The organism is uncultured Ruegeria sp. (genome assembly GCF_947489545.1).
Classification (GTDB): Bacteria; Pseudomonadota; Alphaproteobacteria; order Rhodobacterales; family Rhodobacteraceae; genus Ruegeria.
Genome location: NZ_CANLDZ010000001.1, coordinates 133,336 through 147,397, shown reverse-complemented (window position 1 = coordinate 147,397; position 14,062 = coordinate 133,336). Strand labels below are relative to the sequence as shown.

At 56.4% G+C, this 14,062-nt stretch carries 13 protein-coding genes; all 13 read left to right on the top strand.

The genetic code is table 11. The features are described from left to right. Positions 1-14 precede the first annotated feature (14 nt). The 13 genes from Q1B13_RS00705 (at position 15) to Q1B13_RS00645 (ending at position 14,059) form a co-directional block, all read left to right on the top strand. A complete protein-coding gene (locus tag Q1B13_RS00705; RefSeq protein ID WP_298933600.1) occupies positions 15-503 on the top strand; it encodes a winged helix-turn-helix transcriptional regulator in 489 nt (162 codons plus the stop codon). Between the two features lie 223 nt (positions 504-726). Next, positions 727-1,728, top strand: coding sequence for a Gfo/Idh/MocA family oxidoreductase (locus Q1B13_RS00700; protein ID WP_299076995.1), 1,002 nt, complete (start codon positions 727-729; stop codon positions 1,726-1,728). Next, on the top strand, positions 1,728-3,299 hold the full coding sequence (locus Q1B13_RS00695) for an acyl CoA:acetate/3-ketoacid CoA transferase (protein ID WP_299076993.1): 1,572 nt from the start codon (positions 1,728-1,730) through the stop codon (positions 3,297-3,299). The genes Q1B13_RS00700 and Q1B13_RS00695 overlap by 1 nt, the downstream gene beginning before the upstream one ends. Further along, positions 3,296-4,063, top strand: coding sequence for an enoyl-CoA hydratase/isomerase family protein (locus Q1B13_RS00690; RefSeq protein WP_299076991.1), 768 nt, complete (start codon positions 3,296-3,298; stop codon positions 4,061-4,063). Before Q1B13_RS00695 ends, Q1B13_RS00690 begins: the two co-directional genes overlap by 4 nt. A 4-nt stretch (positions 4,064-4,067) precedes the next feature. Next, positions 4,068-5,591, top strand: coding sequence for an aldehyde dehydrogenase family protein (locus Q1B13_RS00685; protein WP_299076988.1), 1,524 nt, complete (start codon positions 4,068-4,070; stop codon positions 5,589-5,591). Positions 5,592-5,650: 59 nt separating this feature from the next. Next, positions 5,651-6,901 (top strand): ABC transporter substrate-binding protein, encoded by a 1,251-nt coding sequence (locus tag Q1B13_RS00680; RefSeq protein ID WP_299076985.1) that lies wholly within the window; start codon positions 5,651-5,653, stop codon positions 6,899-6,901. 97 nt (positions 6,902-6,998) lie between these two features. Further along, positions 6,999-7,892 (top strand): carbohydrate ABC transporter permease, encoded by an 894-nt coding sequence (locus Q1B13_RS00675; RefSeq protein ID WP_120631896.1) that lies wholly within the window; start codon positions 6,999-7,001, stop codon positions 7,890-7,892. Beyond that, complete coding sequence (locus Q1B13_RS00670; RefSeq protein WP_299076981.1) at positions 7,892-8,773, top strand: carbohydrate ABC transporter permease; 882 nt, start codon at positions 7,892-7,894, stop codon at positions 8,771-8,773. Before Q1B13_RS00675 ends, Q1B13_RS00670 begins: the two co-directional genes overlap by 1 nt. 6 nt (positions 8,774-8,779) lie before the next feature. Next, a complete protein-coding gene (locus Q1B13_RS00665; protein ID WP_299076978.1) occupies positions 8,780-9,892 on the top strand; it encodes an ABC transporter ATP-binding protein in 1,113 nt (370 codons plus the stop codon). Beyond that, positions 9,889-11,379, top strand: coding sequence for a GMC family oxidoreductase (locus tag Q1B13_RS00660; RefSeq protein WP_299076975.1), 1,491 nt, complete (start codon positions 9,889-9,891; stop codon positions 11,377-11,379). Before Q1B13_RS00665 ends, Q1B13_RS00660 begins: the two co-directional genes overlap by 4 nt. Next, the gene (locus Q1B13_RS00655) at positions 11,376-12,134 is read left to right on the top strand and encodes a 3-ketoacyl-ACP reductase (protein WP_299076972.1); all 759 of its coding nucleotides are present in this window, start codon (positions 11,376-11,378) and stop codon (positions 12,132-12,134) included. The genes Q1B13_RS00660 and Q1B13_RS00655 overlap by 4 nt, the downstream gene beginning before the upstream one ends. A 27-nt stretch (positions 12,135-12,161) precedes the next feature. Beyond that, positions 12,162-13,754: a GMC family oxidoreductase gene (locus Q1B13_RS00650; protein ID WP_299076969.1), complete on the top strand. Its 1,593-nt coding sequence runs from the start codon at positions 12,162-12,164 to the stop codon at positions 13,752-13,754. Next, positions 13,751-14,059, top strand: coding sequence for a Dabb family protein (locus tag Q1B13_RS00645; RefSeq protein ID WP_299076967.1), 309 nt, complete (start codon positions 13,751-13,753; stop codon positions 14,057-14,059). Before Q1B13_RS00650 ends, Q1B13_RS00645 begins: the two co-directional genes overlap by 4 nt. Positions 14,060-14,062: the final 3 nt, after the last annotated feature.

The following is a 14,062-nucleotide window of genomic DNA, read 5'->3' as shown; positions in this document are numbered from 1 at the left end:
TTTAGGGGACTGAGATGCAAAAAGACTTTCCAACGTTGGATCGGTTTGACCGCTCTATCGTTAAGGTGCTTGCCGAAGACGGACGTATTTCGGTTGCGGATCTCGCCCGAAAGATTGGGCTGTCCAAATCGCCCACGCAGGCACGTCTGAAACGGTTGGAAGCCGATGGTATCATCACCGGTTATCGCGCTATGTTGGACCCGATCCGTCTTGGGTTGGATCACGTTGCCTTTGTCGAGGTGCGTTTGGCAGACACCCGTGAAAAGGCGCTGGCTGAGTTCAATGCGGCGGTTCGAAAAGTAGCTGAAATAGAACAGGCGCATATGATCGCCTCGAATTTCGACTACCTATTGAAAATTCGCACCGGTTCGATGTCAGAGTATCGCGCTGTGCTAGCCGAGAAGGTCTCTTCCCTGCCGCATGTCGCCAGTACATCCACATTTGTCGCGATGGAGGCGGTCAAAGAAACCGGAATGTTGGGCGCGCTGAACAGTACGGGCTGAACGGCGCCCGTCGACTGAGACTGTGACCTGATCCGGGGTACGACCCAGCACAGGACAAAGTCAAACCGATGCTGAAATGGCTTTCTGCAATGGTTTCTGGCAGCCAAAATTCTTTGGCTCGTTTAGGCCATACTACCCCGATCAGACGTGATTTGAATTTTCTTGTTGCTAAGTTTGGAACGTTCCAGTAGTGAATTGGAACGTTCTAATTGGGGGATCTGAAATGGACTGGGTTTTTGTTGGAGCAAGTACAATCGCTGCCCAACACATGCTGAACGCAGTACGCCAACAACCGGGGCACGATGTGACCTGGATCGTTAGCAACTCTCCTGAACGGGTTCAGGTATGGGCCGATGATCATGGAATTGCGTGCGCGACGACCAACCTGTCCGAAGCGCTTTCTGATTCCAAGGTAAAGGCTGTCTACATTTCATCCACCAACGAAAAGCATCATGCGCAGGCCATGGCCGCCATTTCGGCAGGCAAACACGTGTTGTGCGAAAAGCCATTGGGGATGACCCAGGAAGAGGCAATCGAGATGGTGCGCGCGGCCGAGGCGGCGGATGCCGTCTTTGGCACCAATCACCACCTGCGCTGTTCGGGCAGCCATCGCGCGATTCGTGATCTGATTGCTGCAGGGCGCGTGGGGCAGGTACTGTCGTTGCGCATTCATCATGCCGTTCACTTACCAGGCAATCTACAAGGGTGGCGGATAAACGATGCAGGTGCCGGGGGCGGCGTGATTCCTGACATTGTGGTGCATGACGCAGATGTTACGCGCTTTCTGCTGCAGGAGGACCCAGCCTCTGTCGTGGCTCAGATGGCTAGCTCGGGCATGGGGCAGGGGGTCGAGGATTCTTGCATGTCTGTCTGGACCATGCCCTCCGGTGCGATGGTCATGACACATGAGAGCTTTACGCACCCTTTTGCCGGATCAGGTTTGGAGGTGCACGGAACGCACGGATCGATTTTTGCAAAGGGCATTATGACCCAAAGCCCGGTTGGCGATATCACCTTGGTGACCGAGGACGGTCAGGAAAACATCTCGTACTCGGATCATGACCTGTATGTTCAAGGCGTTTCCGAGTTTGTTGCCGCCGCCACAGGACAGGGCCGGCCTGCCGCCGATGGCCCGGATGGGGTAAAATCTCTTTCTGTGGCACTTTGCGTGCGTAAAGCTGCCGCGACAGGCCAGCGGGTTGATGTCGATTACGGTGGGTTCTGATGACCAAGCTTGTATCCGCATCCCAGGCTGTTTCTCGAATCCCAGACGATGCAGTGGTGACGGTGTCGTCATCTTCCGCTTTGGGATGCCCCGATCTGGTGCTCGAAGCCATCGGTCAGCGGTTTCAGGCCGAAGGGCATCCGCGCAACATCACAACACTTCACCCCATCGCGGCAGGGGACATGTACGGGGTAAAGGGTATGGAGCATCTGGCCCAAGACGGGCTGCTGAGCCGCGTTTTCGCCGGATCGTACCCTTCGGGCCCTTCAAGCCTTGAGATGCCTGAAATCTGGAAGATGATCGTCGAGGATCGGGTGGCGGCCTACAACGTTCCCTCGGGCATTCTGTACGATATGCACCGCGAGGCTGCTGCAAAGCGGCCCGGCGTGTTAACCCAAGTCGGATTGGATACCTTTGTTGATCCGGTCCGAGAAGGCTGTGCGATGAATGCGCGCGGTGCGGATGCACCGATCGTTGCCCGGGCAGAATTCGATGGTCAGACCTGGTTACACTTTCCCAACATCGTTCCGAACGTTTGTATTATGCGCGCCACCACGGCGGATGAATTCGGAAATCTGACATACGAACATGAAGGTGCGTATCTGGGCGGGTTGGAACAGGCAATCTGCGTGCGCAACCACGGTGGGCTGGTGATCGCACAGGTTCAGCGAGTCACTGCTGCGGGCAGTCTGCGGCCCCATGATGTGCGTGTCCCGGGTCATCTGGTTGACCTGATTGTTGAGGACCCGCTTCAGAAACAGACCACTGAGACACCCTATGATCCGGCGATATCAGGACAGGTCATGCGTCCCTGGGATAGTTTTTCTCTAGCAGAACACGGTGTCGAGAAGGTCATCGCGCGCCGGGCCGCTTTGGAGTTGCGCAAGGGGATGAGCGCGAATCTGGGCTTTGGGATCAGCGCAATGGTCCCGCGTATTCTACTGGAAGAGGGCCACCCGCAGGCAGTGACCTGGGCCATTGAGCAAGGTGCCGTGGGTGGTGTGCCCCTGACTGGATTTGCGTTTGGATGCGCGTCCAATGCCCATGCCTACGTACCGTCGCCACAACAGTTCATCTACTTTCAGGGCGGTGGGTTCGATATGTCTTTCCTGTCGTTCCTCGAGGTGGATGTCGAAGGCAATGTGAACGTCTCCAAGCTAGGCAAAAAACCTTACCTGACAGCGGGATGCGGTGGTTTTGTTGATATCACAGCGCGGGCGAAGAAAATCGTATTTTCCGGTTGGTTCGAGGCAGGCGCCAAGATCGATCTGGGATCAGATGGTATCAATGTCACGGCGCCCGGAAAATTCACCAAGATGGTGGACCAGGTTGAACATGTCACCTTCTCGGGGCGCCGTGCGCGCGAGACGGGTCAAGACGTTCTATATGTCACCGAGCGTTGCGTGATCCGCTTGACTGAGGGCGGTTTGGTCGCGAACGAGATCATGCCCGGTATTGATCCGCAACGCGATATCGTCGACGCGTCCGGCGGGCGTATATCCGTGGCAGAAAACGCCAAACTCATGCCCGGTAAGCTTTTTGCCGAAGGCCCGATGGGGATGACCCCATGAGCGGGATTGGTTTTCATATCGACGGGTCAACGGCAGTCTTAACGTTGGACAACGCGGCCAAACTGAATGCTTTAACGACGCAGATGTTGGATGCGCTGGAAGCGCGGGTTCAGCAAGTTGAGCGCGACAGCTCACTACGAAGCTTGATCGTAACCGGTGCGGGCCACAAGGCTTTTTGCTGCGGCGCCGACATTGGCGCATGGGGTGACTTAAGCCCGGCTGAGTTTTCGCGCCATTGGGTGCGGGACGGACATCGGATTTTTGACCGATTGGCGCGGCTGGGCAAGCCGACGATTGCCGCGATTAACGGCCATGCATTTGGCGGAGGGCTGGAATTGGCCAGTTGTTGTGATCTGCGGCTGGTGGCCCCCCGCGCGACGCTGGCCTTGCCAGAGGCACGCGTCGGGATTGTGCCTGGTTGGTCAGGAACGCAACGGCTAACCCGGCTGATCCCGGAAGGCGCTGTGAAAGAGATGGCGCTGTTTGGCCGTCGCATTGGGGCGGAACGCGCTGTTGAACTAGGTTTCGCGGCCGAGGTGGCAGACGATCCACTGGCCCGCGCGCTTGAGATGGTGGCTGACATACAAGGCTTGTCCCCGCGTGCCGTGGAAATCTCAAAAAACATGATCCATGCAGCGGTTGGCGAAGACATGCAGGCCGTCGTCGAAGCCCTCGGTAGCGCTGCGGCTGCGGCTTCAGCGGATCGCGACGAAGGTGTTGCGGCCTTTAAGGAAAAACGAAACCCTCAGTTTTCAGGCCTTTGACAAGATGAAAGATCTTTCGATCAACCCGGCAATTTCTTTCGATCTGCCCGAACCTTTCGAAGGTCGGCACCTGATCAACGGTGTTTTTTGTGACAGCGCATCTGGTGAGACCTTCGAACGCCACTCCCCGTCGCATGGGCACATCGTCAGCCGATCCGCATTGGGCGGAGAGGCTGAGGCTGAGAAAGCGATTGAAGCGGCCCGCGCGGCTTTTGACAGCGGGGTCTGGAGCCGGGCATCTGGCAAACACCGCGCATTGATCTTACTCAAAGTTGCGGACTTGATTGAGTGCAATGTCGACCGCATCGCGTTGATGGAAACACTGGAAAGCGGTAAGCCGATCAGCCAGTCCCAGGCAGAAGTCGGTGGTGCTGCAGATTTGTGGCGCTATGCGGCCTCGCTGGCACGCAGCACACATGGGGACAGTCACAACACGCTGGGTGAAGACATAGTAGGCATGGTTCTGAAAGAGCCTATCGGCGTAGTGTCGATCATCACGCCGTGGAACTTCCCATTTTGGATTCTCAGCCAGAAACTGCCCTTTGCACTGGCGGCGGGCTGCACCGTCGTGGTGAAACCGTCAGAGATGACGCCTTCGACAACCCTGATGCTGGGTGAGCTGCTGGTCGAGGCAGGTCTACCAGCTGGTGTCTGCAATATTGTGCTTGGGTACGGTGTGCCGGTTGGTAGCTTGATGTCCAGCCACCCGGCCGTAGATATGGTGAGCTTCACGGGGTCGACGGGGGTTGGCAAAACCATTAGCGCAACAGCGTCGGATACGCTTAAGAAAGTGGCTCTGGAACTAGGCGGCAAGAACCCCCAAGTGATCTTCCCAGATGCCGATTTGGATGCTGCTGCGGATGCTGTTGTTTTTGGTGTCTATTTCAACGTAGGGCAGTGCTGCAACTCAAGCAGTCGGATTATCGTGCATGAAGATATTGCAGAAGATTTCCGCGACCGTGTTGTTGACCTGTCTCGCAAGGTCAAGTTCGGCGATCCGCTGGATCCAACTACGCAAGTAGGCGCAATCGTAACCCCGCAGCACAACTTGAAAATTGATGCTTATGTCAAGGAAGCCGAGGCTAATGGCGCGACTGTTGTGCTTGGCGGTGCCCCGTTGAACGTCGAAGGTCTGGGCAATCAGTTCTATCAGCCAACAGTGATAGACGAGGTCACGCCCGACATGCCCATCGCACGAGACGAAGTGTTTGGCCCGGTTCTTTCCATCCTGACGTTCAAAACACTGGACGAGGCCGTTACACTGACCAATGATAGCGCTTACGGTCTGTCCGCGGGCGCGTGGAGTGAGAGTGTTCACACCTGCCTTGAACTCGCCCGCCGTGCAGAAACGGGAACGGTCTGGACCAACACCTGGATGGATGGATTCCCCGAAGTTGCCTTCGGTGGGTTCAAGCAATCAGGGCAGGGACGAGAGATTGGACGATATGGGTTCGAGGAATTCTTTGAAGTGAAATCTGTGGTTATGCGGATCGGCAACAGCCGGACGCGATGGGTGCAGGAAAGCTAACAACAGGCACCTACAAAAGGTGCTCAACGAACGACGATCGCATTTAGGGAGGAAATATAATGCGCAAACTACTCAAGACGAAATCGGCCATTGTGGCTGGCCTGCTGTGCACGTCCAGCCTTGCCCATGCCGAAGAGGTCGAAGTTCTGCATTGGTGGACGTCAGGCGGCGAAGCCGCAGCGCTGAACGTCCTGAAGGACGATTTGTCAGGACAGGGCGTTGGCTGGACCGATATGCCTGTTGCAGGCGGCGGTGGTGAACAGGCGATGACCGTTTTGCGGGCGCGTGTCACTGCTGGTAACGCACCAACAGCTGTACAGGGTTTGGGCTTTGATATTCAGGACTGGGCCGCACAGGGTGCGCTGGCTGACTTGAATGACGTTGCTGCCAAAGAAGGCTGGGACGACGTTGTACCTGACGCGTTGAAAGCGTTTGCCAAGCATGACGGTAAGTGGGTGTCTGCGCCTGTCAACGTCCACTCGACCAACTGGGTTTGGGCGAACAAGGCCGTGCTGGACGCAAATGGCATCGCGCAACCAGCCAGCTGGGACGAATTTGTTGCAGCCGTCGAGGCGTTGAAAGCCGCGGGTATTACGCCGATCGCACATGGTGGTCAGGCATGGCAGGACGCGACCATATTTGATGCGGTTGCGATGTCGACCCTGGGTCCGGATGGTTACAAGGCGGCGTTTGTTGATCTGGACGAAGGCACACTTGGCGGAGACGCAATGAAAGAAGCCTTCGACCGCATGGCCTTTATCCGTGACAACGTTGACGAAAACTTCTCGGGCCGCGACTGGAACCTCGCCACGGCGATGGTCATCAATGGTGAAGCCGGTTTCCAGATGATGGGCGACTGGGCAAAAGGCGAGTTTCTGAATGCGGACAAAGTTCCGGGTGAAGACTTCCTGTGCTTCCGCTTCCCGGGAACGGCCGATCAGGTCACGTTCAACGCCGACCAGTTCATGATGTTCGATCAGGGCGGTTCGGTTTCGGCAGAACAAGCCGCACTTGCCAGTGCCATCCTGTCGCCCGCATTCCAGTCGGCATTCAATGTCGTGAAGGGATCGGTCCCGGCCCGTACAGATGTCAGCGACGCAGATTTTGACGCCTGCGGTAAGCAAGGCATGAAAGATCTGGCCGCAGCAGCGGCATCGGGTAACCTGTTTGGTTCGATGGCTCATGGCCACGCAGCGCCCGCGTCGGTCAAGAATGCGGTCTATGACGTCGTGACGGCGCATTTCAACGGTGAGTACGACAGCGAAACAGCTGTGGTCGAGCTGGTTGACGCCGTATCGATCGCCAAGTGATCGAAGAGTGATCCTCCCGATGGGGCGGTCATTCGACCGCCCTGTCCCAAGAGGGCAATCCAAGCCTTAGAACACCACCACTTTAGGAGGACGCGCCATGGCTGTTTCAGCCGACGCGGATTTCAAGACACGCCTTCAAAACTGGATCCCGAAACTGGTCCTGTCGCCTTCGTTGGCGATGATGCTGGTCTTTGTTTACGGGTTCATCCTGTTTTCGGTCTACCTGTCCTTTACCGACAGCCGCATCCTGCCGTCATTTGGATGGGTTGGTTGGGAAAACTACGACAAACTTTGGCGGCTTAGCCATTGGGAAACATCTCTGATCAATATGGGCATCTTTGCGGGTCTTTATATCGTGATCTGCACCTGTATCGGGCTTGGCCTGGCGATCTTCCTTGATCAGAAAATCCGCGGCGAAGGTTTGCTGCGCCCGATTTACCTATATCCCATGGCACTCAGCTTTATCGTGACAGGTACCGCTTGGAAGTGGTTTTTGGACCCCGGTATCGGGTTGGAAAACGTGATGCACAGCTGGGGTTGGGAAAGTTTCGAGTTTGACTGGATCAAAAACCGGGACTACGCAATTTACACGGTTGTTCTGGCCGCCGTATGGCAGACCAGCGGCTTCGTTATGGCGATGTTTCTTGCTGGTCTGCGGGGGATCGACAACGAAATACTGCGTGCCGCACAGATGGATGGTGCGTCGAACTGGAACCTCTACCGTCGCATCATTATTCCGCAATTGCGACCTGCATTCCTGTCTGCGTTTGTTATCCTCAGCCATCTGGCCATCAAGACATTTGACCTCGTGATCGCCTTGACCGGAGGCGGCCCGGGCCGCGCGACCGAGCTGCCCGCAACCTTCATGTATTCTTACACCTTCACCCGAAATCAGATGGGGATTGGCGCTGCATCGGCGACGATTATGCTGATGACTATCGCAGCGATCATGATCCCCTATCTTTATGCTGAATTGCGGGAGAAACGCTGATGGCTCAGGCGACTCAGGATACCGCGATCCGCACCGGGCGCATCACGCGCACGCTGATCTATCTGGTGCTATTACTGTTCTCACTGTTCTATCTTCTGCCGCTATACGTGATGCTGGCAAACTCACTGAAACCGCTGGAAGAGATTACCGGCGGCGGCATGATGAACTTGCCGCAGGTCTTTACCGTTGAGCCCTGGATCAAAGCCTGGTCGTCGGCTCAGATCGGGGTCGAGCCGACAGGCTTGCGCCCGTACTTCTGGAATTCCATCAAGATGGTGGTTCCGGCTGTCATAGTCTCGACCGTTCTGGGTGCGCTGAACGGGTATGTGCTTACAAAGTGGCGGTTCAAATACGACACTATCTTGTTTGGCTTGATGCTTTTCGCCTGTTTCATCCCGTTCCAGATCGTGTTGATCCCTATGGCACGCATGCTGGGTCTGATGGGGTTGGCCGGAACGACTTGGGGCCTGGCCCTGGTGCATGTGGTGTACGGTATCGGATTCACGACGCTTTACTTCCGCAACTACTATGCTGTCTTCCCAACCGAACTGATCCGGGCCGCGCAAATCGATGGGGCCGGGTTCTTTCAGATCTTCTGGCGCATTCTTCTGCCCAGCTCCGGTCCAATCGCAGTGGTCTCAATCATCTGGCAGTTCACAAACATCTGGAATGACTTCCTGTTTGGTGCGTCCTTTGCGGATGCCAACAGCCAACCGATGACGGTCGCGCTTAACAACCTGGTGCAATCGTCAACCGGTGTGAAGGAATACAACGTTCATTTTGCAGGCGCCATTCTTGCCGCCTTGCCAACTCTGCTCGTCTACATCGTGGCTGGTCGATACTTCGTCCGCGGCCTGATGGCGGGTTCCGTGAAAGGATAAGGCCTTATGGGTTTTCTGGACATAGACAACGCGACCAAATCCTATGGCTCGGTCGAGGTTTTGCATAAGGTTGATATCTCGGTGGAGGAAGGTGAGTTTCTGGTTCTCGTCGGCCCATCCGGGTGCGGTAAGTCAACCTTGTTGAACATGATCGCCGGGCTGGAAGAGATCACCAGTGGTGAGGTTCGGATCAAGGACAAGGTGATGAACGGGGTCCACCCATCAAACCGCAACATCGCCATGGTGTTCCAAAGCTACGCGCTCTATCCGAATATGACCGTTGGACAGAACATCACTTTTGGTCTGGAAATGCATGGCGTTCCCAAATCGGATCGCGACAAAGCCATGATCGAAGTCGCCAGTCTGCTTCAGATCGAACAATTGCTGGACCGCAAACCCGGGCAGCTTTCTGGCGGTCAGCGTCAGCGGGTTGCAATGGGGCGTGCGTTGGTGCGCGAACCTGACGTGTTCTTGTTTGACGAACCTCTGTCAAACCTCGATGCGAAACTGCGAGTGGATATGCGGACCGAGATCAAGAAGCTGCACCAAAATCTTGGCACTACCATTGTCTATGTAACGCATGATCAGATCGAAGCCATGACGCTATCCAGTCGGATCGCTGTCATGAATGGCGGATACGTTCAGCAGCTTGGTACGCCACAGGATATCTACGACACCCCGGCCAATATCTTTGTGGCCACTTTCATGGGGTCGCCTGCAATGAACGTGTTGCCTGCGCGCGTAGAGGTGTTGAACGGTCGCCCGCATGCCGAAGTAGTGCTGCACGATGGATCGACGGCGCATTTGCCCTTTAGCCAGGACAATCTAGCGACGTGGGCCGGGCGTGACATCCTGCTGGGGGTTCGACCGGAAACGATTACCGATATGGATGGCGCCGACCGAAAGTCTTCGAACATTGCGAATATGACCAACCGTATCGTTGTGACCGAACCTGCGGGTTCAGACACGTTTGTGTCGATGCAATTGGGCGGGCGCGATGTCATCGCCCGGATGCGTTCGGATGCCGAGGTTGCGGCAGGTCAGGATTTCAACTTTGCCGTCAACATGGAAAAGGCAGTGGCCTTTGATCCTGAAAGCGAGATGCGGATCGTTCCGTGACACGTGCCGACGTCATAATCATTGGGTCCGGCATAGGCGGGGCGACATTGGCTGCGGTGCTTGCGCCGAGCGGGCGCCGAATCCTGATCCTTGAACGGGGCGAACGTCTGACCCCGTCATCTTGGGATCGAGATCCAAACGCGATATTCGCTGACGGGCGTTTTCGACCCGATGAGACATGGCAGGATGGCGAAGGTAAACTCTTCAGCCCGGGCAACTATTATTGTGTGGGCGGGAATTCCAAATTCTACGGTGCGGCGCTGATACGGTACCGGGCCGCGGATTTTGAACCGCGCCAACATATGGGCGGGCAATCACCCGGTTGGCCGATCCGATATGAAGAACTCGAGGCTGATTATCAGGCGGCCGAGACCCTTTACAATGTACGCGGTGTCACCAGCGAGGATCCAACCGAGCCGCCCCACAGCGGTGACTATCCATATCCTCCAGTTCCGGATGAGCCCGATATTGCGGATCTCAGACTTCGTCTGCAGCGCACTGGTCTGACCCCTTCGTCAGTCCCGCTCGGGGTCGATATCGACAGATGGCTGGCACACGGACAAACCACGTGGGATGCCTATCCGAACACCTGCGGTGGCAAGATGGATGCGGAAACCAATGCGCTGGCCCAAGCTTTGTTGCATTCAAATGTGGAACTGCAGACCGGTGCGGCTGTGCAGAGATTGATAACCAGTGATGAAGGTCGCGTTTCAGGCGTCGAAGTCGAAGGGCGAGGCACTTTTGAAGCCCCTTTGATTGCTCTGGCGGCCGGGGCAGTTCAATCCACAGTGTTGTTGCTCAAGTCCGCGAACGAAAATTGTCCAACTGGTCTTGCCAATCGGTCAGATCAGGTAGGCCGGAACTTCATGAACCACAATTGCTCGGCAGTGCTGGCTATTCACCCGCTGCGCCGAAACCGGTCCGTATATCAGAAGACGCTGATGTTTAACGACTATTACAACGCTGTCGGCAACGGAGTTCCGCCCTTGGGCAACATCCAGATGCTGGGCAAGATCACGGGTCCAATCCTTGCGTCACAAACCAACCTGCCGGGCCCCATCGCGGCGCTTATCGCCAATCGAAGTTTTGACTTCTACGCGATGTCCGAGGATTTACCGAACCGCGACAGCCGCGTGACCGTCCGAGGCCAGCAAATTTGTCTGGATTGGAAGCGTTCGAACTGGCAAGCGCACGAAGCACTGGTCGCGCGTTTGAAAAAGCACCTCCGGCAAGCCGGGTTTCCGATCGTTCTTTCTCGTCCGTTTGATCGGCGCACCCCGTCGCATCAGTGTGGTACGGCGCGTATGGGCACCGATCCGTCACTCAGCGTGGTCGACACCCATTGCCGCAGCCACGACCATCGGAACCTGTTCATTGTTGATGCGTCGGTCTTACCGACTTCGGCTGCCGTAAACCCGGCGCTGACCGTCGCCGCCCTCGCTTTGCGAGCGGGTCGCCACATTATCGAAACGGAGTTTGCAGCATGAGCGGAACGGCTTTGGTCACCGGCGGGCAGAAAGGCATTGGTCTGGGCATTTCCCGTGCCCTGATCGCTGCCGGTTATAAGGTGGCATTGGCATCGCGCTCGGCCCCTGACACACCCGCGGTGAAGGCGGCATTGACCGAACTTGGCCCTGCCGCCATCCATGTGCAGCACGATGTGTCAGATATCGCTCATGTCCCAACGCTGTTGGATCAGGTCGAGGCTGAGTTGGGTCCGATCACTGCTTTGATCAACAACGCAGGCGTGGGTGCGCCCGTGCGCGGAGATATGCTGGATCTAACGCCCGAGAACTGGGATTCCGTACAGAATATCAACCTGCGCGGGGCGTTCTTTCTGGCTCAGCACGTAGCGCGACGCATGGAGGCGCAGCCTCGGGACAGCTATCGGTCGATAACCTTTGTCACCTCTGTCAGCGCAACGATGGTGTCGATTGAACGCGCAGAATATTGCGTGTCCAAAGCGGCCGCCGCGATGATGGCGCAGCTTTTTGCCGTGCGTATGGCACCGCTTGGCATTGGCGTCTTTGAGTTGCGCCCGGGCATTATTGCCACCGACATGACGGTAGGGGTGCGCGACAAATACACAGATCGGATCGAGGGTGGCCTTGTCCCGGCGGCGCGCTGGGGCGAGCCGAAGGATATCGGGGATGTCATCCTGCCGATTGTTGAAGGTCAGATGCAATTCGCCACCGGCGCCGTGATCCCAGTGGATGGCGGCCTGTCAATCTCGCGACTTTGAACACCAAGGATCTGAGGGCAAAACAGAATGTCTGAAGGGTATGATTTCATTGTGATTGGTGGCGGGTCGGCGGGCTCGGTCATTGCGGCGCGTTTGTCCGAAGACCCTTCGGCCAATGTACTGTTGCTCGAGGCCGGATCAACCGATCGGCACCCGTTTTTCCATCTGCCTGCCGGATTTGCCAAAATGACCAAAGGCATTGGCAGCTGGGGGTGGTCGACCGTTCCGCAGAAGCACATGCAAGATAAGATTTTCACCTATACCCAAGCCAAGGTGATTGGCGGCGGATCTGCGATCAACGCACAGATTTACACGCGCGGCGCCGCGCAGGACTACGATGACTGGCGACAGATGGGGTGCGACGGGTGGAGCTATGCCGACGTGCTGCCCTATTTCAAGAAATCTGAAGACAACGACACGTATGACAACACATTCCACGGAAGGGGCGGGCCTATGGGGGTTTCAATGCCTGCCGCACCCCTGCCGATTTGCGACGCCTACATTCAGGCGGCTGGACAGGTCGGAATTCCCGAAACACGTGACGTAAACGGCGAAAAACAGGACGGGGCCGGATACTACCAACTGACCCAGCGAAATGCGCGTCGGTCGTCAGCTGCCATGGCGTTTATAGCTCCAAACCGGGGCCGTTCGAACCTCACCGTTCAGACTGGAGCCCAGGTCCGCCGCATCCTTGTGGATCGTGGCCGGACAACGGGCGTGGAGTTGATCAACGGTAAAAAATTCAGCGCATCGAATGAGGTCATTCTTTGTTCTGGCGCGATTGGCTCTCCACGTTTGTTGCAGTTGTCTGGGGTTGGCCCGGCGGATCATCTGGAAGACCTTGGCATCAAGACGGTCTTTGATCAGCCGCAAGTTGGTGAAAACCTGCAGGATCACCTAGACTTGTACTCGATTTGTGAGGTCTCGGGACCACACACGTACGACCGTTTTGCTAAGTTGCATCTCTCAGCCTTTGCCGGCCTGCAATACTTGTTCACCCGAAAAGGTCCTGTGGCCTCTAGCCTGTTTGAAACTGGAGGGTTCTGGTACGCCGATCCAGACGCGCGTTCGCCGGATCTTCAGATGCATCTGGGGCTTGGAACCGGTATCGAAGCGGGTGTCGAGGCGATGCCGAATGGAGGCGTAACCCTTAACGCTTGTTTCTTACGACCGCGATCGCGTGGCAGCGTTCGATTACAAAGTGCTGATCCCGCAGCGATGCCGTTGATCGACCCGAACTATCTGGCCGATCCGTATGATCGAGAGATGTCGATCCGCGGGCTGAAACTGGTCCAGAACATCCTCGCGCAAGATGCCTTGAAACCCTTCATCCTTGCCGAACGTTTGCCAGGGCCAGATGTTCGCACTGAGCAAGAGTATTTCAACTTTATCTGCATGCATTCCAAGACGTCTCACCACTGTGCGGGCACTTGTCGGATGGGCGGCGATGCCGAAGCGGTTTTGGACTCGCGCCTGCGATTCAACGGGATCGAAGGGCTTCGCGTCGCTGATGCTTCGATCATGCCAATGGTCAATTCATCAAACACAAACGCACCTACCATCATGATCGGTGAAAAAGCCGCTGACATGATCAAACAAGATCAGGGGTTAACACAATGATCCGCCATATCGTTCTAACCAAGTTTCGCCCGGATGTGACCGAGCAGGCCATATTGAAAATCTACGCAGGGCTTTCTGATCTGTCCGAGACGCTGCCCGGGGCAGGTGGGTTTACCGGGGGTCGCAGCGAAAGCCCCGAACAGATTGAGCGTGGCTATATGCACGGGTTTGTCATTGATTTCGCTGACTGGTCCGCGCTTGAGGCATATGCGACCAACGAAACCCACAAGGCACTGGGCGGGCAGCTTGTCGAGAACGCAATAGGCGGGATCGACGGGATTTTGGTCCTGGATCTGGAGGTCTGAGGA

What these genes read in the sequence shown, in the direction of transcription:
- Q1B13_RS00705 (WP_298933600.1), top strand. Translation starts at nt 15, where the DNA reads ATGCAAAAAGACTTTCCAACGTTGGATCGGTTTGACCGCTCTATCGTT.
- Q1B13_RS00700 (WP_299076995.1), top strand. Translation starts at nt 727, where the DNA reads ATGGACTGGGTTTTTGTTGGAGCAAGTACAATCGCTGCCCAACACATG.
- Q1B13_RS00695 (WP_299076993.1), top strand. Translation starts at nt 1,728, where the DNA reads ATGACCAAGCTTGTATCCGCATCCCAGGCTGTTTCTCGAATCCCAGAC.
- Q1B13_RS00690 (WP_299076991.1), top strand. Translation starts at nt 3,296, where the DNA reads ATGAGCGGGATTGGTTTTCATATCGACGGGTCAACGGCAGTCTTAACG.
- Q1B13_RS00685 (WP_299076988.1), top strand. Translation starts at nt 4,068, where the DNA reads ATGAAAGATCTTTCGATCAACCCGGCAATTTCTTTCGATCTGCCCGAA.
- Q1B13_RS00680 (WP_299076985.1), top strand. Translation starts at nt 5,651, where the DNA reads ATGCGCAAACTACTCAAGACGAAATCGGCCATTGTGGCTGGCCTGCTG.
- Q1B13_RS00675 (WP_120631896.1), top strand. Translation starts at nt 6,999, where the DNA reads ATGGCTGTTTCAGCCGACGCGGATTTCAAGACACGCCTTCAAAACTGG.
- Q1B13_RS00670 (WP_299076981.1), top strand. Translation starts at nt 7,892, where the DNA reads ATGGCTCAGGCGACTCAGGATACCGCGATCCGCACCGGGCGCATCACG.
- Q1B13_RS00665 (WP_299076978.1), top strand. Translation starts at nt 8,780, where the DNA reads ATGGGTTTTCTGGACATAGACAACGCGACCAAATCCTATGGCTCGGTC.
- Q1B13_RS00655 (WP_299076972.1), top strand. Translation starts at nt 11,376, where the DNA reads ATGAGCGGAACGGCTTTGGTCACCGGCGGGCAGAAAGGCATTGGTCTG.
- Q1B13_RS00650 (WP_299076969.1), top strand. Translation starts at nt 12,162, where the DNA reads ATGTCTGAAGGGTATGATTTCATTGTGATTGGTGGCGGGTCGGCGGGC.
- Q1B13_RS00645 (WP_299076967.1), top strand. Translation starts at nt 13,751, where the DNA reads ATGATCCGCCATATCGTTCTAACCAAGTTTCGCCCGGATGTGACCGAG.